At 65.8% G+C, this 19,555-nt stretch carries 15 protein-coding genes and 1 pseudogene; 13 read left to right on the forward strand and 3 right to left on the reverse strand.

Features of this window, described 5'->3' with window-relative positions; genetic code table 11:
• The 5 genes and pseudogenes from IEX25_RS07235 to IEX25_RS07255 form a co-directional block, all read left to right on the forward strand.
• Positions 1-105 (forward strand): annotated as a pseudogene (locus IEX25_RS07235) (ornithine cyclodeaminase family protein); the annotation flags it as partial.
• Between the two features lie 36 nt (positions 106-141).
• Positions 142-1,620 (forward strand): nucleobase:cation symporter-2 family protein, encoded by a 1,479-nt coding sequence (locus IEX25_RS07240; RefSeq protein WP_103174034.1) that lies wholly within the window; start codon positions 142-144, stop codon positions 1,618-1,620.
• Positions 1,604-2,953: an 8-oxoguanine deaminase gene (locus IEX25_RS07245; protein ID WP_103174033.1), complete on the forward strand. Its 1,350-nt coding sequence runs from the start codon at positions 1,604-1,606 to the stop codon at positions 2,951-2,953. The genes IEX25_RS07240 and IEX25_RS07245 overlap by 17 nt, the downstream gene beginning before the upstream one ends.
• Before the next feature lie 173 nt (positions 2,954-3,126).
• Positions 3,127-3,480 (forward strand): hydroxyisourate hydrolase, encoded by a 354-nt coding sequence (gene uraH, locus IEX25_RS07250; protein WP_103174032.1) that lies wholly within the window; start codon positions 3,127-3,129, stop codon positions 3,478-3,480.
• A gap of 3 nt (positions 3,481-3,483) precedes the next feature.
• Positions 3,484-4,746, forward strand: coding sequence for a urate hydroxylase PuuD (locus IEX25_RS07255; RefSeq protein WP_370463842.1), 1,263 nt, complete (start codon positions 3,484-3,486; stop codon positions 4,744-4,746).
• 63 nt (positions 4,747-4,809) lie between these two features.
• Here the strand turns inward: IEX25_RS07255 and IEX25_RS07260 are convergent, their stop codons facing one another.
• Positions 4,810-5,709: a LysR family transcriptional regulator gene (locus IEX25_RS07260; protein WP_103174031.1), complete on the reverse strand. Its 900-nt coding sequence runs from the start codon at positions 5,707-5,709 to the stop codon at positions 4,810-4,812.
• A gap of 113 nt (positions 5,710-5,822) precedes the next feature.
• Here IEX25_RS07260 and xdhA point away from each other — a divergent pair, with 113 nt between their 5' ends.
• From xdhA to metH, 8 genes are all read left to right on the forward strand, one after another.
• Positions 5,823-7,274 carry a xanthine dehydrogenase small subunit gene (gene xdhA, locus IEX25_RS07265; RefSeq protein WP_103174030.1) on the forward strand — a complete coding sequence of 484 codons (1,452 nt, stop codon included), beginning with the start codon at positions 5,823-5,825 and terminating at the stop codon, positions 7,272-7,274.
• Between the two features lies 1 nt (position 7,275).
• A complete protein-coding gene (gene xdhB / locus IEX25_RS07270) occupies positions 7,276-9,582 on the forward strand; it encodes a xanthine dehydrogenase molybdopterin binding subunit (protein WP_103174029.1) in 2,307 nt (768 codons plus the stop codon).
• Positions 9,579-10,319, forward strand: a complete 741-nt coding sequence (gene xdhC / locus IEX25_RS07275; RefSeq protein WP_103174028.1) for a xanthine dehydrogenase accessory protein XdhC — start codon at positions 9,579-9,581, stop codon at positions 10,317-10,319. Before xdhB ends, xdhC begins: the two co-directional genes overlap by 4 nt.
• Complete coding sequence (gene guaD / locus IEX25_RS07280) at positions 10,307-11,590, forward strand: guanine deaminase (RefSeq protein ID WP_103174027.1); 1,284 nt, start codon at positions 10,307-10,309, stop codon at positions 11,588-11,590. The genes xdhC and guaD overlap by 13 nt, the downstream gene beginning before the upstream one ends.
• 102 nt (positions 11,591-11,692) lie before the next feature.
• Positions 11,693-12,148: a DUF1236 domain-containing protein gene (locus IEX25_RS07285; protein ID WP_158248025.1), complete on the forward strand. Its 456-nt coding sequence runs from the start codon at positions 11,693-11,695 to the stop codon at positions 12,146-12,148.
• A 128-nt stretch (positions 12,149-12,276) separates the two neighbouring features.
• Positions 12,277-13,710, forward strand: coding sequence for a mannose-1-phosphate guanylyltransferase/mannose-6-phosphate isomerase (locus tag IEX25_RS07290; protein ID WP_103174025.1), 1,434 nt, complete (start codon positions 12,277-12,279; stop codon positions 13,708-13,710).
• Positions 13,711-13,868: 158 nt separating this feature from the next.
• Positions 13,869-14,912 (forward strand): homocysteine S-methyltransferase family protein, encoded by a 1,044-nt coding sequence (locus IEX25_RS07295; RefSeq protein WP_103174024.1) that lies wholly within the window; start codon positions 13,869-13,871, stop codon positions 14,910-14,912.
• Positions 14,905-17,622, forward strand: coding sequence for a methionine synthase (gene metH, locus IEX25_RS07300; RefSeq protein ID WP_103174023.1), 2,718 nt, complete (start codon positions 14,905-14,907; stop codon positions 17,620-17,622). The genes IEX25_RS07295 and metH overlap by 8 nt, the downstream gene beginning before the upstream one ends.
• Before the next feature lie 67 nt (positions 17,623-17,689).
• Here the strand turns inward: metH and IEX25_RS07305 are convergent, their stop codons facing one another.
• Together IEX25_RS07305 and IEX25_RS07310 are read right to left on the reverse strand one after the other, a co-directional pair.
• Complete coding sequence (locus IEX25_RS07305; RefSeq protein ID WP_103174022.1) at positions 17,690-18,730, reverse strand: ABC transporter substrate-binding protein; 1,041 nt, start codon at positions 18,728-18,730, stop codon at positions 17,690-17,692.
• 94 nt (positions 18,731-18,824) lie between these two features.
• Positions 18,825-19,547 (reverse strand): SDR family NAD(P)-dependent oxidoreductase, encoded by a 723-nt coding sequence (locus IEX25_RS07310; protein ID WP_103174021.1) that lies wholly within the window; start codon positions 19,545-19,547, stop codon positions 18,825-18,827.
• Between the last annotated feature and the right edge of the window lie 8 nt (positions 19,548-19,555).

Genomic DNA, 19,555 nt, shown 5'->3' on the forward strand with positions numbered 1-19,555 from the left:
ACCATCTTCGACGGCACCGGCGTGGGCCTTCAGGACCTCGCCGTCGCATCCGCCGTCGTGGAACTCGCCAAACAACAAGGAAAGGCCGCAAAGGTCGATCTCTGAGGGAAAACAAGACAGCCGTGGAAAGGGAGGTCCGCAATGTCTGACGCAACCTATCAGGGGGGGATCCATCCGGTGGATGAGATCCTTCCCGCCCCCAAGCTGTTCACGCTTGGGTTCCAGCATGTGCTGGTCATGTATGCGGGGGCCATTGCGGTTCCCCTGATCGTCGGGCGGGCGCTGAACCTGCCCCCCGAGGAAGTGGCGTTCCTGATTTCCGCCGACCTGTTCGTCTGCGGCATCGTGTCCATCATCCAGAGCCTGGGCGCGACTCAGTATTTCGGGATCAAGCTGCCCGTGATGATGGGCGTGACCTTCGCTTCGGTCGGCCCGATGGTCGCGGTCGCGACATCCTTGCCCGGCCATGAAGGCGCCCGCGCCCTGTTCGGCGCGATCATCGCGGCGGGCATCATCGGCATCTTCATCGCGCCCTTCATTTCCAGGATGTTGCGGTTCTTTCCGCCGGTCGTCACCGGCACGCTGATCCTGACCATCGGCATCAGCCTGATGCCCATCGGGATCAACTGGATCTTCGGCCTTCAGGTCGGTCCGACCGCCCCCAAGATCGTGGACCCCGAGGCCGCGGCCTGGCTGGAAGCGGCCCGCGCGGCCGGCGAGGTGCCGGCGAGCGTCACGTTGGCGCCGACGGTGCAGAACCCGCTTTATGCGGCGGGGCAGAACATCATGATCGCGATCCTTGTGCTGGGCACGATCCTGCTGGTGTCGAAATTCGCGCGCGGCTTCCTGTCCAACATCGCGGTGCTGGTCGGCATCGTCGTGGGCGGCGTCGTGGCCGCGATGCTGGGCATGATGAACTTCGACAAGGTCGGCGCGGCGGAATGGTTCGCAGTGATCAAGCCCTTCCATTTCGGGATGCCGACGTTCGACCCGATCATGATCGCCACCATGGTGCTGGTCATGCTGGTCACGCTGATCGAATCCACCGGCATGTTCCTGGCGCTGTCCGACATCTGCAAGAAGCCGATGGAGCAGAAATCCCTGGCCGCAGGGCTGCGCGCCGACGGACTGGGCACCGTGATCGGGGGCATCTTCAACACCTTCCCCTATACCTCGTTCTCGCAGAACGTCGGCCTGGTGGGCGTCACCGGCATCCGGTCGCGCTTCGTCTGCGTGGCGGGCGGCGTGATCATGATCGTGCTGGGCCTGATCCCGAAGATGGGCGCCCTGGTCGAAAGCCTGCCCACCACCGTCCTGGGCGGCGCGGGCCTGGTGATGTTCGGCATGGTCGCCGCGACCGGCGTGCGGATCCTGTCGCGGGTCGATTTCGCGAACAACCGGCACAACCTGTTCATCGTCGCGATTTCCGTGGGCATGGGGATGATCCCGCTGGTCGCGCCGAACTTCAACCAGTGGATGCCGCACGCGATCCATCCGCTGATCCATTCCGGCATCCTGCTGGCGGCGATCACGGCGGTGCTGCTGAACTGGTTCTACAACGGCGCGGCCCATGTGGACGAGGAAGAGTTGCGGGCGGCGGGTCATGTCGCGGACCACTAGGACGCTGTTCAAGGGCGCCGAGGTCGTCGTCACCATGGACGACACCCGGCGCGAGATCCGGGGCGGCGATGTCCTGGTCGAGAATGGAAAGATCGTCGCGGCGGGTGAAAACCTGCCGCGCGATGGTGCCGAAATCGTCAATGCTGCCGGCTGCGTGATCACGCCGGGCCTGGTCAACACCCATCACCACCTGTTCCAGACCCTGACCCGCGCGGTGCCCGCAGCCCAGGACGCGGCGCTGTTCGGCTGGTTGCGGACGCTTTATCCCATCTGGTCGCGCATGACGCCGGACGACATCAGCCTGTCGGCCGAGGTCGGGCTTGCGGAACTGGCGCTGTCGGGATGCACCTGTTCGTCCGACCACCTTTACCTGTTTCCGAACGGATCGCGCCTGGACGACAGCATCGAGGCCGCCGGGAAGGTCGGCATCCGCTTCACCGCCACACGCGGGGCCATGTCCATCGGCGAAAGCAAGGGCGGCCTGCCGCCCGATGCCCTGGTCGAGGACGAGGCCGCGATCCTGCGCGACAGCGAACGCGTGGTAGGCGCCTTCCACGACGGGTCCGAGGGTTCGATGGTGCAGGTGGCGCTTGCGCCCTGTTCGCCCTTCTCGGTCAGCCGGGAACTGATGCGGGACGCGGCGATCCTGGCGCGCGAGAAGGGCGTACGCCTGCACACCCACCTGGCCGAGAATGACGAGGATGTCCACTATTCGCTGGACAATTTCGGGATGCTGCCGGGCGATTATGCCGAAAGCCTGGGCTGGACCGGCGACGATGTCTGGCACGCCCATTGCGTCAAGCTGTCCGCGCCCGAGATCGACCTGTTTGCCCGCACCGGCACGGGGGTCGCGCATTGCCCCTGTTCCAACGCGCGGCTGGCCAGCGGCATTGCGCCCGTCCGGGCCATGCGCGACGCGGGCGTTCCGGTGGGTCTTGGCGTCGATGGATCGGCCAGCAACGATTGCAGCCATTTGGGGCTGGAAGCGCGGCAGGCCATGCTGGTCGCGCGGCTGAACGATGGCCCCGCCGCGATGGGCGCGCGCGAGGCATTGGAGATCGCCACGCTTGGCGGCGCGCGTGTTCTTGGCCGCAGCGACATTGGCGCTCTGACGCCGGGGATGCAGGCCGATCTGGTCCTGTGGGACGTGTCGGACCTGCCGCTGGCGGGGCAGTGGGATCCGGTGGCAGCGCTGGTCTTCTGCGCGCCGATCAGGCCGCGTGCGGTCTATGTCGGGGGCAGGGCGGTCGTCGATGATCACCGTTTGCTGACCGTTGATCCGCGCGATCTGCGGGCGCGTGCCGAAAGGGCCGTGGCACGCCTGGCGGACTAGGCCGGGGGGCTGTCTGCCCCCCACGCGCTTCGCGCTCCCCCCGAGGATATTTGCGCCAAAGTGAACGGCGGATTTTCTACGAAATCTTAAGACTACCTTGCTTATGGTCCCTCTCGTGCGGATGCGAAGGGATCGGTTATTCAAGAAAACAGCGATAATGAGGGAGGGCGACGATGCCTGGATACCTGACCACCCATGTGCTGGACACGGCGCGCGGCCGCCCGGCCGAGGGGATGGAGGTGGTGCTGTTCCGTCTTGAGAACGGCCAGCGGACCGAACTTGCACGATTGAAGACCAACCACGACGGCCGCACCGACAGCCAGATCCTGCCTGCGGCGGATTTCGCCACCGGCACCTATGAGCTGGAATTCCACGCGGGCGCCTGGATGGACGCGACCGGGATCGAACCCGAAAGCCCGCGTTTCCTGGACGTGATCCCGATCCGCTTCGGCATGTCGCAGGACGACCATTACCATGTGCCGCTGCTGGTTTCGCCCTTCGGTTATTCCACCTATCGGGGAAGCTGATCCATGCTGCACCTGATCCCCGACCAGACGATCATCTGGGAATGGCTGGCCTTCGCGATCCGCTGGACGCATGTCATCACCGCCATCGCCTGGATCGGATCGTCCTTCTATTTCATCGCCCTCGACCTGGGGCTGCAAAAGGTTCCCGGCCTGCCCAAGGGCGCGCATGGCGAGGAATGGCAGGTCCATGGCGGCGGCTTCTATCACATCAACAAGTACCTGGTTGCGCCAGAGCGGATGCCCGAGCATCTGACCTGGTTCAAATGGGAAAGCTACGCCACCTGGCTGTCGGGCGCGGCGCTGTTGATGGTCACCTATTGGGCGGGCGCCAACCTGTATCTGATCGACACGGCCAAGGCCGACCTGGCGACCTGGCAGGCGATCCTGATCTCGGCCGGGTCGCTGGCGCTGGGATGGCTGATCTATGACACGCTGTGCAAGTCGCGCCTGGGCGAGACGCCCACGATCCTGATGCTGCTGCTGTTCGTCGCGCTTGTCGTGATGGGCTGGGGCTATAACGAGATCTTCACCGGCCGCGCGGCGCTGCTGCACCTGGGCGCCTTCACCGCGACGATCATGACGGCAAACGTGTTCTTCATCATCATGCCGAACCAGCGGATCGTGGTGGCGGACCTCAAGGCCGGGCGGGCGCCCGATCCGAAATACGGCAAGATCGCCAAGCTGCGTTCGACGCATAACAACTATCTGACGCTGCCGGTCATCTTCCTGATGCTGTCGAACCATTATCCGCTGGCCTTCGCCAGCCAGTACAACTGGCTGATCGCGGCGCTGATCTTCCTGATGGGCGTGACCATCCGGCATTTCTTCAACACCATGCATGCCCGCCGGGGATACCAGTGGTGGACCTGGGCCGTGACGGCGGTGCTGTTCATCATGGTGATGTGGCTGTCATCGGCCGGCCTGAACCAGGACAGCCTGGAACAGGCCGAGGCCCGGCCCCTGACCCCGGTCGAGGCCCGCTTTGCCGAGGCCGAAGGCTTCGGGCAGGTCAGCGACGCCGTGCTGGGCCGCTGTTCCATGTGCCATGCGCGCGAACCCGGATACGAGGGCATCCGCCACGCGCCCAAGGGGGTCTTCCTGGAAACCCCCGGCGACATCGCCAAGCACGCGCGAGAGATCTATGTCCAGGCCGGGCTGACCGACGCGATGCCGCCCGCCAATGTCACCTATATGGAGCCGCAGGAGCGCGAGCAGATCATCCGCTGGTTCCGCGCGGCAGGCGGCGCAAGCCTGGCCGGGATGTAGGGCAACCGCGCCTTTCGTGCGCAAAAGCGGCCGCGGCGATCCAGCCGCGGCTGTTTTCTTTTCTCAGCGGTCGAAGATCTTCTTCAATTCCCGCACCGCGAAATCCGCGAACATCCGCACCTTCGGGTCCTGCAACCGCCGATGCGGGGTCAGGCAGCCGAATTGCGACGGCAGCGGGCGGTTCTGGGGCAAGACCTCGACCAGGCGGCCCGCCTTGATGTCGGCGGCCACTTCGTACAGCGGCCGGTTCGCGATGCCTTCGCCCCCACGCGCCCAGGTTGTCAGCACGTCCCCGTCATCCGTGTCGAAACGGCCCGAAACCATCATCTTCTGCGGGCCGTCCTCGGTCTGCAGGACCCAGTAGAATTCGGGGCTGCGCGGATAGCGCAGCAGCAGGCAGTTGTGATCGACCAGATCCTCGGGGGCCTTCGGAGTGCCGTTCTGGGCCAGGTATTCGGGCGAGGCGACCAGCACGCGCGGGCAATCCGCGATCTTGCGCCATTTCAGCGCCGAATCGGCAGGTTCGCCCAGGAAGAAGGCCAGGTCGATGGCGTCCTCGACGATGTTGACGTTGCGGTCCGACAGCCTCAGCCGGAACTCGACGCCAGGGTTTTCCTTGCAGAAGGGCGGGATCAGCGGCGCGATCAGCCGCCGCCCCAGGCCCAGGGGCGCGGTCAGGCGGATCACCCCCTGCGGGCGGCCCGAGAAGCTGGACACAAGCGCCTCGGCCTCGTCCAGGGTGTCGATCACGCGGCGGGCGTTGTCATAGAAGGCGCGCCCGATCTCGGTCGGGGTCAGCTTGCGGGTGGTGCGGTTCAGCAGCCGCACGCCGAACCGGTTCTCCAGATCCTTGATGCGATTCGAGGCGACTGCCGGCGAAAGCCGCAGATCCCGCCCGCCCGACGTGATCGAGCCGAGTTCGACCACACGAACGAAGACGCGCAGGCTTTCAAGATAGGACATGGGTGATAGGCCGTTTTCAAGGAATCGTGTAAAGTCTTCCGGGTCGGGACAGATTTCGCAACCCTTATTTTCCGCCTAGGTTTTCCCATGGTCCACAGCCACGAAGGAACGCCATGACCCCCGCCTTGCGCTTTATGCTGAACGATCAGGCAGTTGAACTGACAGCCGTCGGCGCCTCGGACACGCTGCTGGACTTCCTGCGCATCAACCGCCGCCTGACCGGCACCAAGGAGGGCTGCGCCGAAGGCGATTGCGGCGCCTGCACGGTGCTGGTGGGCCGCCTGACCGACGACGGGCTGATCTATGAACCCGTGAATGCCTGCATCCGCTTCCTGGCGTCCTGCCACGGCTGCCATGTCGTCACGATCGAACATCTGCGCGGGCCGGACGGCGGGCTGCACCCGATCCAGGCCGCGATGGTGGAACATCACGGCAGCCAGTGCGGCTTCTGCACGCCGGGCATCGTGATTGCGCTGTATGGCTTGTGGATGACCAATCCGGGCGCCACGGCCACCGATATCGAGGTCGCGCTGCAGGGCAATATCTGCCGCTGCACGGGATACGAGCCGATCATCAAGGCCGCGCTTGCCGCCGGCCGCGCGGGCGGACAGGCATCCGACGCCCTGGCGGTGGAACGGGAACTGGTGACCGCGAAGCTGCGCGACATGCGAGGCGAGAGGGTCGAGCTGTCCAAGGGTGGCGAACGCGCCATCATTCCCGCTGATGTGGATGACCTTGCCGCCGTGCTGGAGGCCGAGCCGAAGGCCACGATCATCGCGGGCGCGACCGATGTGGGCCTGTGGGTCACGAAATTCATGCGCGACATTTCCCCGGCGGTGTTCATCGGCCATCTGATGAAATCGAAGCGCGTCGAGAGCGAGGAGATCCGCCTGGGCGCGGGCGTCACCTATTCCGAAGCCGCGCCGCTGATCCGTCAGCACATCCCCGCCGCCCATGATTACTGGCTGCGCATCGGCGGCTGGCAGGTGCGCAACATGGGCACCATCGGCGCCAATATCGCCAACGGCTCGCCCATCGGCGACACGCCGCCCCTGCTGATCGCGCTGGGCGCGCGGATCGTGCTGCGCAAGGGCGCGGCGCGGCGCGAACTGCCGTTGGAGGATTTCTTCATCGAATACGGGCGTCAGGACCGCGCGCCGGGCGAGTTCGTGGAAGAAGTCATCATCCCGACCCGCCCGCAGGCGAAGATCGCCGCCTACAAGATCAGCAAGCGCCGCGACAGCGACATCACCGCCGTGGCTGCGGGTTTCTGCCTGACCGTTGAGAGTGGCACCATCACCGACGCGCGCATCTGCTTTGGCGGCATGGCGGGCACGCCCAAGCGCGCCGCCGGGGCCGAGGCCGCGCTGACCGGCCAACCCTTCGCCCGCGAAGCCTTCGAGGCCGCCGCCCGCGCCGTGGCGGACGATTTCCAGCCCTTGTCCGACTGGCGCGCCAGCGCCGATTATCGCCGCACCGTGGCCGCCAACCTGTTCCGCCGCTTCTGGCTGGAACAGTCGGAACCGGGCCTGCCGGTGCGCCTGCATGAAGCCGTTGGAGCATGACATGAAAGACGATCTCATCATTCGCGGCCAGGCGCACCAGGACACGATCCACGACAGCGCCATCAAGCATGTCACCGGCCGCGCGGATTACACCGACGATCTGGCCGAACCCTATGGGCTTCTGCACGCCTATCTGGGCCTGTCGCAATGCGCCCATGGCAAGATCACCGGCATGGATTTTTCCGAAACGCTGGCGCATCCCGGCGTGGTGGGCGTGCTGACCGCCAAGGACATTCCCGGCGTCAACGACGTCTCCCCCAACGGCAAGAACGACGACCCGATCTTCGCCGAGGAGGAGGTCCTGTTCTGGGGCCAGCCGATCTTTGCCGTGATCGCGGAAACCCGCGACCAGGCCCGGCGCGCGGCGCACAAGGCGCGCATCACCTATGACGTGCTGCCCCATGCGCTTGACCCGATGGCCGCGAAGGACGCGGGCATGGGCTATGTCACCGATCCCCTGACGCTGCGCCGGGGCGATGCCGACGCGGGCATGGCCGCCGCACCCCGCCGCATCAAGGGCCGCTTCAACATCGGCGGACAGGACCATTTCTATCTGGAAGGCCAGATCGCCATGGCCGTGCCGGGCGAGGACGAGGACGTCACGATCAACGTCTCGACCCAGCACCCGTCCGAGGTTCAGCACATGGTGGCCCATGTCCTGGGCTGCCAGAACAACGCGGTCGTGGTGAACGTGCGCCGGATGGGCGGGGGCTTCGGCGGCAAGGAAACACAGATGAACCTGTTTTCCTGCGTCGCGGCCATCGCCGCGAAACGCTGGAACCGCGCCGTCAAGATCCGCCCCGACCGCGACGACGACATGACCGCCACCGGCAAGCGCCACGATTTCGTGGTGGATTACGAGGTGGGCTTCGACGACGACGGCCGCATCCGCGCCGTGCAGGGCGACTGGTATGCCCGCTGCGGCTTTTCGGCGGATCTGTCGGGGCCGGTCACCGATCGCGCGCTGTTCCATTGCGACAACGCCTATTACTATCCCGATGTGCGCGTCAGCAGCCATCCGATGAAGACCAACACCGTCAGCAACACCGCCTTTCGCGGCTTTGGCGGGCCGCAGGGCGTGATCGTGGCCGAGCGCATGATCGAGGAGATCGCCTATGCCCTGGGCCGCGACCCGCTGGAGATCCGCAAGGCGAACCTGTACCGGAACGGCCAGCTGACCCCCTATCACCAGGAGGTCACCGACCAGATCCTGCCCCGCATCTTCGAGGAGCTGGAGGCTTCCAGCGACTATCACGCCCGCCGCCAGGCCGTGCTGGACTGGAACGCCAAGGGTGGCGTGATCCGCAAGGGGATCGCGCTGACCCCGGTCAAGTTCGGCATCAGCTTCACCGCGACCTGGTTCAACCAGGCGGGCGCGCTGATCCATGTCTATAACGACGGGTCCATCGCGCTGAACCATGGCGGTTGCGAGATGGGGCAGGGCCTGAACACCAAGGTCGCCCAGGTCGTGGCCGAGGCCTTCCAGTGCGACATCACCTGCATCAAGATCACCCGCACGACGACGGAAAAGGTGCCCAACACCTCGGCCACGGCGGCGTCCTCGGGGACGGACCTGAACGGCATGGCGGCGCTTGACGCAGCGGAACAGATCAAGGCCCGGCTGGTCGAATTCGTCGCCGAACGCTGGCAGCAGCCGCGCGAAGACGTCCAGTTCGTCCCCGGCCATATCCGTGCGGGCGACCACCTGATCCCCTGGAACGAAGTGATCGCCGCGGCCTATATGGCGCGGATCCACCTGTCGGCGGCGGGCTTCTACAAGACGCCCAAGATCCATTGGGACCGTTCGACCGGGCGGGGGCGGCCGTTCTATTATTACGCCTATGGCGCCTCGGTGTCCGAGGTGTCGGTCGATACACTGACCGGCGAATATGTCATCGACCGGACCGATGTGATCCACGATGTGGGCCGTTCCCTGAACCCGGCGCTGGACAAGGGCCAGGTCGAGGGCGCCTTCGTGCAGGGCGCGGGCTGGCTGACCACGGAGGAACTGTGGTGGGACGACAAGGGCCGGCTGCGGACCCACGCGCCCTCCACCTACAAGGTACCGCTGGCATCCGACCGGCCGCGCGTCTTCAACGTGCGTCTGGCCGACTGGTCGGAAAACGCCGAACGCAGCATCAAGCGGTCCAAGGCTGTGGGCGAGCCGCCTTTCATGCTGGGCATCAGCGTCTTCGAGGCGATCAACATGGCCGTTGCCTCCTTCAGCGACTATCGCGAACACCCGCGCCTGGACGCCCCCGCCACGCCCGAGCGCGTGCTGATGGCGATCGAGAAGCTGCGGGGATGATCCGCGTCCGGGTCATCCAGGCCCTGGGGTCCACCCCGCGCGACGCGGGGGCCGAGATGTTCGTCGGCCCCGATCGCGTGGACGGCACCATCGGCGGCGGCCAGCTTGAATACATGGCCATCGACCGCGCCCGCGCCATGCTGGCATCGGGCGAGTCCGAGGCGCGCATGGACATCCCCCTGGGCCCCGAGATCGGGCAATGCTGCGGGGGCAGGGTGGTCCTGCAACTGGACCGCCAGGGTCCCACGCCCGAGGATCACCCGGATGTGCTGGTCTTCGGCGCGGGCCATGTCGGCCGTGCCCTGGCCCTGGCGCTGCAACCGCTGCCGGTCAAGGCGCTTCTGATCGACAGCCGTCCCGAGGAACTGGCCCAGGCCGCCCCTGGGATCGAGACCCGCCTGACCCCGCTGCCCGAGGCCGAGATCCGCGCGGCCCGCCCCGGCAGCGCCGTGGTGATCCTGACCCATGACCACGCGCTGGATTTCCTGCTGGCGGCCGAGGCGCTGTCGCGCGACGACCTGTCCTATGTCGGCATGATTGGCAGCGCCACCAAGCGCGCGCAGTTCAGCCGCTTTGCCCGCGAACGGGGCCTCGACCCCGCGCCCCTGGTCTGCCCCATCGGCGCGGGCTTCACCCATGACAAGCGCCCGGCGGTCATCGCCGCCTTCACCGCCGCCGAACTGATCGCGCGGCTGACCGCAGCTTCTTCGTTGAAAAAATACCCATGCAACAGCTGATCCGGGGCCGCGTCCTTGGCTTCCATGCCGACCCCAACGACACCCAGGACAACCACCGCTACCTCGAGGACGGCGCCATCCTGGTCGAGGATGGCCGCATCCTGGCCGTGGGCGATTACGCCGACCTTGCCCGCGAAGGCCTGGCCGAGATCGACCACCGCCCGCATCTGGTCATGCCGGGCTTCATCGACACGCATATCCATTTCCCGCAGCTGCAGGTGATCGCCAGCTGGGGCGCGCAGCTTCTGGACTGGCTGAACACCTATACCTTCCCCGAGGAAGCGCGCTTTCGCCAGCAGGGCCACGCCCCCGCGATGGCCGAGGCCTTCCTGGACCTGCTGACCGACCACGGCACCACCACCGCCGTGGCCTTCTGTTCCGTCCACAAGCAATCCGCCGAGGCGCTGTTTTCCGCAGCCCATGCCCGCAACATGGCGATGGTCGCGGGCAAGGTGATGATGGACCGCAACGCCCCGCCCGAGGTTCTGGACACGCCCCGGCAGGGATACGACGACAGCAAGGCCCTGATCGAAAGCTGGCACGGCAAGGGGCGGCAGCGTTACGCGATCACGCCGCGCTTCGCCATCACCTCGACCCCCGAGCAGATGGAGATGGCGGGGACGCTGGCGCGCGAACATCCCGATTGCCACGTCCAGACCCACCTGTCGGAAAACAGGGACGAGATCGACTTCACGCTGAGCCTTTATCCCCAGGCGCGCGACTATCTGGACATCTACGAAAGCTACGGCCTGCTTTCGGACAAGCTGCTTCTGGGCCATTCGATCCACCTGCGCCCGCGAGAGATCGCGCGCATGGCCGAAACCGGCAGCCGGGCGGTGTTCTGCCCGACCTCGAACCTCTTCCTCGGCTCGGGCCTGTTCGACGAGGCCGGGCTGCGCGCGGCGGGCGTGGTCAGCGGCATCGCCACCGATGTGGGCGGCGGGACCAGCTATTCGATGCTGCAGACCCTGAACGAGGGCTACAAGATCCTGCAGCTGCGCGGGCAGAAGCTGACGCCCTTGTCGGCCTTTCACTGGATCACGCGCGGCAATGCCCTGGCCCTGGGCATGGCGGACCAGATCGGCACGCTGGAGCCGGGCAGCATGGCGGATCTGGTGGTGCTGGACGCCCGCGCCACGCCTGCGATGGCGCTGCGCATGGACCGGGCCGAAACGCTGGAACAGGAACTTTTCATCCTGCAGATCATGGGCGACGACCGCAGCATCTGCCAAACCTATGTCGCGGGTAAGCCGATGAAGAAACATAGTTAATGCCGTGGCGTCGCGCCAATAATCCGTGATCGTCGGGAACTTCTGCACCGATTTCCGAATTTTATGCGCAGATACGCAGCAAATACGGAAATGGAGATCACGATGAAAACCCTTCTGACCATGACCGCCGTAGCGACCCTTGCAGCTGGTGCCACCTTTGCCGAAACGACCATTGTCCAGACCCAGCCTTCGACCACGGTGACCCAGGTCGAAAGCGATCCGAACACCACCGGCGGCGGCGCGCTGGGCGGTGCGGCGACCGGCGCAGTCGCTGGCGCTGCGGTGGGCGGCCCGGTTGGTGCGGCCATCGGAGGGGTCGCCGGGGCGGTCATGGGCGACGTCAGCGAGGACGCGCTGACCCCCGAAACCCGCACCTATATCATGGAAAACCGCACCGAATCCGTGGTTCTGGACGGCGACCTTGCCGTCGGCACCGTTGTGCCGGAAACGGCGGCGATCCAGACAGTGCCGAACTCGAACGTGCAATACGTCTATGTCAACGACCGCCCGGTGGTCGTCGAGCCCGAGACCCGCAAGGTCATCTATATCTACGAATAAGCGTCGGGGCCTGGCCCTGATTGCAGGCCGGTCCTTCGGGGCCGGCCTTTTCATCTGTGTGGGCTTTTCTGATCCTGCCGGGCAGGTTATCCCTTGCAGAACAAAGACCGGCCGCAAGGGACAGCGTCATGACCAAGATCACCCCCGTCCTGATGGCCGGCGGATCGGGAACCCGGCTGTGGCCCGTGTCCCGGCAAAGCTTTCCCAAGCAGTTCGCGCCCTTGATGGGGGACGAGACGCTGTTCCAGGCCTCGGCCCGCAGGCTGTCGGGGCCGGATTTCGCCGATCCCATTGTCATGACAAACGCGGACTTCCGCTTCATCGTGGCCGAGCAGCTGGACCAGATCGGCATCCATCCCGGCGCCATCGTGATCGAGCCGTCGGGCCGCAACACCGCCCCGGCGATCCTGGTGGCCGCGCTGATGGTGGCCGCGAAAGACCCCGAAGGGCTGTTGCTGGTGGCGCCTTCGGATCATGTGATCCCCGACAGCGCGGCCTTCGCGCGTGCGGTTCGACAGGGCGTCGGTCCCGCGTCCGAGGACCGGATCGTCACCTTCGGCATCACCCCCGACCGTCCCGAAACCGGCTATGGCTATCTGGAACTGGCGGGGCAGGGCGACGGCCCGCAGCCCCTTGCGCGCTTTGTGGAAAAGCCCGACATGACCACGGCGGCGCAGATGCTGGCGCAGGGCAATTTCCTGTGGAACGCCGGGATCTTCCTGTTCCGCGCCGATACCATGATCGACGCCTTCCGCGCCCATGCGCCGGAATACATGTCCCCCGTGCTGACCGCCCTGGACGAGGCCAGGGACGACATCGGCTTCCTGCGCCTGGCAAGGGACCCCTGGGACAGCCTGCCCGACCAGTCCATCGACTATGCGGTGATGGAAAAGGCCCCGAACCTGACCGTGGTGCGCTTTTCCGACCGCTGGTCGGATCTTGGCGGTTGGGACGCCGTCTGGCGCGAGGCGCTGCTGGAAACGCCCGCCGAGAATGGGGTGGTGACGGACGATCATTCGACTGCCATCGACTGCCATGACGTGCTGCTGCGGTCGGATGGCAGCGATGTGCAGGTGGTGGCGATCGGCCTGAAGGATGTGATGGTGGTCGCGACATCAGATGCGGTCCTGGTGGCCGACAAGAGCCGTGCGCAGGACGTCCGCCATGCCGTCAGCGCCCTGAAGGCCAAGGGCTGCAAGCAGGCCACGGCCTTTCCGCGCGACCACCGTCCCTGGGGCTGGTTCGAGACGCTGGCCCTGGCCGACCGTTTCCAGGTCAAGCGCATCGTGGTGAAGCCCGGCGCATCGCTGTCGCTGCAAAGCCATGTCCATCGGTCGGAACACTGGATCGTGGTCAGCGGCACCGCGCGCGTCACCGTGGACGACAAGGTGACGCTTGTGACGGAAAACCAGTCGATCTATGTGCCGCTGGGCGCCGTCCACCGAATGGAAAACCCGGGCAAGGTGCCCATGGTCCTGATCGAGGTCCAGACCGGCAGCTATCTGGGCGAGGACGACATCGTCCGGTACGAGGATGTCTATGCCCGCGACAGCGCGGAGTGACTGAAAAGCCGGGGGCGCTTCGCCCCCCGGACCCCCCGAGGATATTTGATCCAGAATGAAGGGGATATGCCGCGCGTTCATAATCTTCTGTAGGATTATGAATTTGCCGTCGCCAGCCTGCGTCGTTATACCTGCCCCTTCCTGGCAAGGGTGAAACGATGACCGGCAGACTTCCCCAATCCCCCGCCTTTGCGGCGCTTGATCGTGCCGCGGCCGAACGGATCCTGATCCTTGACGGGGCGATGGGCACGCAGATCCAGCAACTTCGGCTGGGTGAGGATGACTATACCGGCCGCGGGTCGGGCCATGTCTGCCGTCACCATTCGGACCACCCGCAGCAGGGCAACAACGACCTTCTGGTGCTGACCCAGCCCCAGGCGGTGGAGGAGATCCATTACCGCTATGCCATGGCGGGCGCGGATATCGTGGAAACGAACACCTTTTCCGCCACGACCATCGCCCAGGCCGATTACGGGATGCAGGATGCCGTCCACGACCTGAATGTCGAAGGCGCGCGGATCGTGCGCCGGGCGCTGGACCGCGCCACCGCGCAGGACGGGCGACCCCGTTTCGTCGCGGGCGCCATCGGGCCGACCAACCGCACGGCTTCCATCAGCCCCGACGTGAACAACCCCGGCTATCGCGCCGTCACCTTCGACGACCTGCGCGTTGCCTATCTGCAGCAGGCGCGCGGCCTGATCGAGGGCGGGGCCGACATCCTGCTGATCGAGACGATCTTCGACACGCTGAACGCCAAGGCCGCGATCTTCGCCTGCATTCAGGCGATGGAGGCGCATGGGCAGGCCTTGCCGCTGATGATCTCGGGCACGATCACCGATGCTTCGGGGCGCACGCTGTCGGGCCAGACGCCGACCGCCTTCTGGCACTCGGTCCGGCATGCCCGGCCCTGGTCGGTGGGGCTGAACTGCGCGCTTGGCGCATCCGCCATGCGGCCGCATCTGGCGGAACTGGCTGGCGTCGCGGAAACCAACATCTGCGCCTATCCCAACGCCGGGCTGCCCAATGCCTTTGGCCAGTATGACGAAGGCCCGCAGGACACCGCCGTGCAGGTCGCCGAATTCGCCCGCGAGGGGCTGGTCAACGTCGTCGGCGGCTGCTGCGGCACCACGCCCGACCATATCCGCGCCATCGCCGAGGCGGTCGCCCAATTCACCCCCCGAAAGGTGCCCGAATATGCTTGACCGTCACTTGCGCCTGTCGGGGCTGGAACCCTTTGTCCTGACACCCGACATTCCCTTCGTGAACATCGGCGAACGCACCAACGTCACCGGATCCGCCCGTTTCCGCAAGCTGATCACCAACCGCGATTACGCGGCAGCCTTGGAAGTCGCGCGCGATCAGGTGGAAAACGGCGCGCAGATCATCGACATCAACATGGACGAAGGCCTGATCGATTCGAAGGCCGCCATGGTCGAGTTCCTGAACCTGCTGGCCGCCGAACCCGACATCGCCCGTGTTCCCGTGATGATCGACAGTTCCAAATGGGAGGTGATCGAGGCGGGCCTGCAATGCGTGCAGGGCAAGCCGGTCGTGAACTCGATCTCCATGAAGGAGGGCGAGGAGCAGTTCCGCCAGCAGGCCCGCCTGTGCCTGGCCTATGGCGCGGCGGTCGTGGTCATGGCCTTCGACGAACAGGGCCAGGCCGATACCTGCGCCCGCAAGATCGAGATCTGCGCCCGCGCCTACAAGATCCTGACCGAGGAAGTCGGCTTCCCGCCCGAGGACATCATCTTCGACCCCAACATCTTCGCCGTGGCGACGGGGATCGAGGAGCATAACAACTATGGCGTCGATTTCATCGAGGCCACGCGCTGGATCCGCCGGAACCTGCCGCACGCCCATGTCTCGGGCGGGGTGTCGAACCTGTCCTTCAGCTTCCGCGGCAACGAGCCGGTGCGTGAGGCGATGCACGCCGTGTTCCTGTATCACGCCATCCAGGCGGGCATGGACATGGGCATCGTCAATGCAGGCCAGCTGGCCGTCTATGACCAGATCGACGCCGACCTGCGCGAGGCCTGCGAGGACGTGGTCCTGAACCGCCGATCCGACGCGACCGAACGCCTGCTGGACATCGCCGAACGCTTCAAGGGCGAAGGCGGGGCAAAGGCGCGGGAGAAGGATCTGTCCTGGCGCGAATGGTCGGTCGAAAAGCGGCTGGAACATGCGCTGGTGAACGGCATCACCGAATATATCGAGGCCGATACCGAGGAAGCGCGGCAGCAGGCCGAACGCCCGCTGCATGTCATCGAAGGCCCGCTGATGGCCGGGATGAACGTGGTGGGCGACCTGTTCGGCGCGGGCAAGATGTTCCTGCCCCAGGTCGTGAAATCGGCCCGCGTGATGAAGCAGGCCGTGGCCGTCCTGCTGCCCCATATGGAGGCCGAAAAGGCCGCCAACGGGGGCGGCGGCGAACGGCAGGCCGCGGGCAAGATCCTGATGGCGACGGTCAAGGGCGATGTCCACGACATCGGCAAGAACATCGTCGGCGTCGTGCTGGCCTGCAACAATTACGAGGTCATCGACCTGGGCGTGATGGTCCCCGCGCAGAAGATCCTGGAGGTCGCGCGCGAACAGAACGTCGATGTGATCGGGCTGTCGGGCCTGATCACGCCCAGCTTGGATGAGATGGTCCATGTAGCATCCGAGATGGAGCGCGAGGGCTTTCAGGTGCCGCTGCTGATCGGCGGGGCCACGACCTCGAAGATCCACACGGCGGTCAAGATCGCGCCGCGCTATCACCAAGGCCCGGCGGTCTATGTGACCGATGCCAGCCGCGCGGTGGGGGTCGTGTCGTCGCTGCTGTCGCCTTCGCAGCAGGCGGATTACGTCGATGCGATCCGCGCCGAATACCTGGACGTGGCCGAACGCCACGAACGGGCCGAGGCCGCCAAGCAGCGCCTGCCGCTGGCTGCCGCGCGGGCCAATGCGCTGAAGGTGGATTGGTCCGCCTATCGGGCCACCGCCCCGCAGTTCACCGGCACCCGGATCATCGACGACTGGGATCTGGCGGACATCGCGCGATACATCGACTGGACGCCGTTCTTCCAGACCTGGGAGTTGAAGGGCGTCTATCCCCGCATCCTCGAGGATGAAAAACAGGGCGAGGCCGCCCGCGCCCTGTTCGCCGAGGCGAAGGAGATGCTGGCCCGGATCATCGAGGGCAGGTGGTTCAACCCGCGCGCCGTGGTGGGCTTCTGGCCCGCCAACGCGGTGGGCGACGACATCCGCCTGTTCACCGGCGAGGACCGGCAACAGCCGCTTGCCACGCTGCATACCCTGCGCCAGCAGGTGACAAAGCGCGGCGACCGCCCGAACGTGGCGCTGTCGGATTTCGTGGCGCCCGAAGGCCGGCCCGATTACGTCGGCGGCTTCGTCGTCACCGCCGGTCCCGAGGAATCCGAGATCGCCGCCCGCTATGAACGCGCGAACGACGATTATGCCGCGATCATGGTCAAGGCCCTTGCCGACCGCATTGCCGAGGCCATGGCCGAGATGCTGCACGAACGCGTCCGCAAGGAATTGTGGGGATACGGCGCCGATGAAACCTTCACGCCGCAGGATCTGATCGGCGAACCCTACAAGGGCATCCGTCCCGCGCCCGGCTATCCGGCGCAGCCGGACCATACGGAAAAGCTGACGCTGTTCCGCCTGCTGGACGCAGAAAACGCCACCGGCGTGCGGCTGACCGAAAGCATGGCGATGTGGCCGGGATCGTCGGTATCCGGCCTCTATATCGGCCATCCCGACAGCTATTACTTCGGCGTGGCGAAGATCGAGGAAGACCAGGCCCGCGACTATGCCGCGCGCAAGGGCATGGATCTGGCCGAGGTCGAACGCTGGCTGGCCCCGATCCTGAACTATACTCCGCGCAAGAAAGACGAGGCCGCGTAAGCCTCGTCCCTTCTTCGTTGCCGAAATACCCCAGGGGGCGCGGGGGACTGGTCCCCCGCTTCTTCGCCTAGAACCCGGCCTTGATCTTCTCGAACTCGGCCAGTTGCTTTTCCCGCTGCGCCGGGTCGTTCGGGGTCTGCGCCAGGATCGGGGCATCGACCTCGGACAGGCCTTCCTTCACCGCGGGTTCCTCCGCGATGGTCGCCATCGCCTCGGTCGAGGTATGGCCGTATCCGATCGTGTCCAGCAGCGCCTTGCCCGCCGAAGGCTCCAGCCAGGCGTTGATGAAGTCATAGGCCTTTTCCTCGTTGCCCGGCCCGTCCTTCAGGTTGATGTATCCGCAGAAGAAGGTGGACGACCCTTCCTTCGGCGCCCGCTGGAAGGCGACGGGATAGTTGTCGTTCTGCAGATAGACCACGCCGTCGTTCCACGACCAGGCGATGTCCACCGCGCCGGACGCCATCAACTGCGCCTGTTCCGACGGATCAGCCCAATAGGCCGCGACGTTCTGATGCGCCTGGCGCAGCCAGTCGGCGGCGGCCTGGAACTGTTCGTCGGTCACGTTGGTCCAATCGGTCGTGCCCGTCGCCAGATAGCCGAGCGCCCAGACATCGTCCGAGGAATCCGGCAGCGAGGTGCGGCCCTGGTATTTCGGATCGACAAAAACCTGCAGCGTGGACACGTCCTCGGCCGGGACCGTCTCGGGGTTATAGGCGATGGCCGTTGCGCCCCAGTCGGTCGGGATGTACCAGATGCCCTCGTCGTCCTTGAAGACCTCGGAATCCAGGAATTGCGGGTCGATCTTGTCGAAGTTCGGGATCTTCGAGGTGTCCCAGGGCTCGATCAGGCCCGCGTCGCGATACTTGCTGACCATCTGGCTGCAGGGATGGGCCACGTCGGCCTTGAAGCCCGATGCGATCTTCTGGAAGGCCTCGTCATCGTCGCCATAGAAGGCATAGGTCGGGCTGTCGCCGTGCTTGTCGATATAGGCCTGGAAGATCGACGGTTCCTCGAAGCCCGCCCAGTCGAAGACGGTCAGTTCCGGGTCCGCCGCCAGGGCCGGCAGGGCTGTGGCAGAGACAAGGGCGGTGGTGATCAGCAAGCGCATGATTTCGGGCCTTCCTGTTGGGCGGTTTGATCCGAACGCTAGCGGCGGCATAACCGTCGCGCAAGGGCATCGCGCGCCGGTCAAGGACCGTTGATCAGCGCATCCGCAACGCGCCGTCCAGGCGGATCACCTCGCCGTTCAGATAGCCGTTCTGAACGATATGCGCGGCCATGCGGGCGAATTCCTGCGGATCGCCCAAGCGGGCGGGAAAGGTCACCTCGGCCGCCAGGCCGTCCTGCACGTCCTGCGGCAACCCGCGCAGCATCGGCGTGGCGAAGATGCCCGGCGCAATGGCGCAGACGCGGATGTTCAGCCCGGCCAGATCGCGCGCCAGCGGCAGGGTCATGCCGGCGATCCCCGCCTTGGACGCGGCATAGGCGGCCTGGCCCTTCTGCCCGTCGAAGGCCGCGACCGATGCCGTGTTCACGATCACGCCGTTTTCCGCGCGCCCGTTCCGGGCCATCTCGGCCGCCGCCAGTCGCAGCACGTTGAAGCTGCCGATCAGGTTCACCTCGATCACGCGGCGAAAGGCGTCCAGGTCATGCGGCCCGTTCCGTCCCACGGTCTTTTCGCCGATCACGACGCCCGCGCAGTTCACGCAGATGTCGATCCCGCCCATGATCCGCACGGCCTGCGCGATGGCCGCAGCCGCGCTGTCGGCGGATGTCACATCGGCCTGCAGATGGTGCGCATCATCGCTTGCCGCGCGGTCCAGGACGACGACCTGCGCGCCTTGTTCGCGGAAATGCGCGGCTGTCGCGGCGCCCAGGCCCGAAGCGCCGCCGGTGACGATGGCGCGGCAATTTCCCAGGTCCATGGTCCCTC

This window comes from Paracoccus acridae, assembly GCF_014642735.1.
GTDB classification, from domain to species: Bacteria; Pseudomonadota; Alphaproteobacteria; order Rhodobacterales; family Rhodobacteraceae; genus Paracoccus; species Paracoccus acridae.

What these genes read in the sequence shown, in the direction of transcription:
- metH (WP_103174023.1), top strand. Translation starts at nt 14,905, where the DNA reads ATGCTTGACCGTCACTTGCGCCTGTCGGGGCTGGAACCCTTTGTCCTG.
- IEX25_RS07245 (WP_103174033.1), top strand. Translation starts at nt 1,604, where the DNA reads ATGTCGCGGACCACTAGGACGCTGTTCAAGGGCGCCGAGGTCGTCGTC.
- IEX25_RS07305 (WP_103174022.1), bottom strand. Translation starts at nt 18,730, where the DNA reads ATGCGCTTGCTGATCACCACCGCCCTTGTCTCTGCCACAGCCCTGCCG.
- guaD (WP_103174027.1), top strand. Translation starts at nt 10,307, where the DNA reads ATGCAACAGCTGATCCGGGGCCGCGTCCTTGGCTTCCATGCCGACCCC.
- xdhC (WP_103174028.1), top strand. Translation starts at nt 9,579, where the DNA reads ATGATCCGCGTCCGGGTCATCCAGGCCCTGGGGTCCACCCCGCGCGAC.
- uraH (WP_103174032.1), top strand. Translation starts at nt 3,127, where the DNA reads ATGCCTGGATACCTGACCACCCATGTGCTGGACACGGCGCGCGGCCGC.
- xdhB (WP_103174029.1), top strand. Translation starts at nt 7,276, where the DNA reads ATGAAAGACGATCTCATCATTCGCGGCCAGGCGCACCAGGACACGATC.
- IEX25_RS07295 (WP_103174024.1), top strand. Translation starts at nt 13,869, where the DNA reads ATGACCGGCAGACTTCCCCAATCCCCCGCCTTTGCGGCGCTTGATCGT.
- xdhA (WP_103174030.1), top strand. Translation starts at nt 5,823, where the DNA reads ATGACCCCCGCCTTGCGCTTTATGCTGAACGATCAGGCAGTTGAACTG.
- IEX25_RS07290 (WP_103174025.1), top strand. Translation starts at nt 12,277, where the DNA reads ATGACCAAGATCACCCCCGTCCTGATGGCCGGCGGATCGGGAACCCGG.
- IEX25_RS07285 (WP_158248025.1), top strand. Translation starts at nt 11,693, where the DNA reads ATGAAAACCCTTCTGACCATGACCGCCGTAGCGACCCTTGCAGCTGGT.
- IEX25_RS07310 (WP_103174021.1), bottom strand. Translation starts at nt 19,547, where the DNA reads ATGGACCTGGGAAATTGCCGCGCCATCGTCACCGGCGGCGCTTCGGGC.
- IEX25_RS07260 (WP_103174031.1), bottom strand. Translation starts at nt 5,709, where the DNA reads ATGTCCTATCTTGAAAGCCTGCGCGTCTTCGTTCGTGTGGTCGAACTC.
- IEX25_RS07240 (WP_103174034.1), top strand. Translation starts at nt 142, where the DNA reads ATGTCTGACGCAACCTATCAGGGGGGGATCCATCCGGTGGATGAGATC.
- IEX25_RS07255 (WP_370463842.1), top strand. Translation starts at nt 3,484, where the DNA reads ATGCTGCACCTGATCCCCGACCAGACGATCATCTGGGAATGGCTGGCC.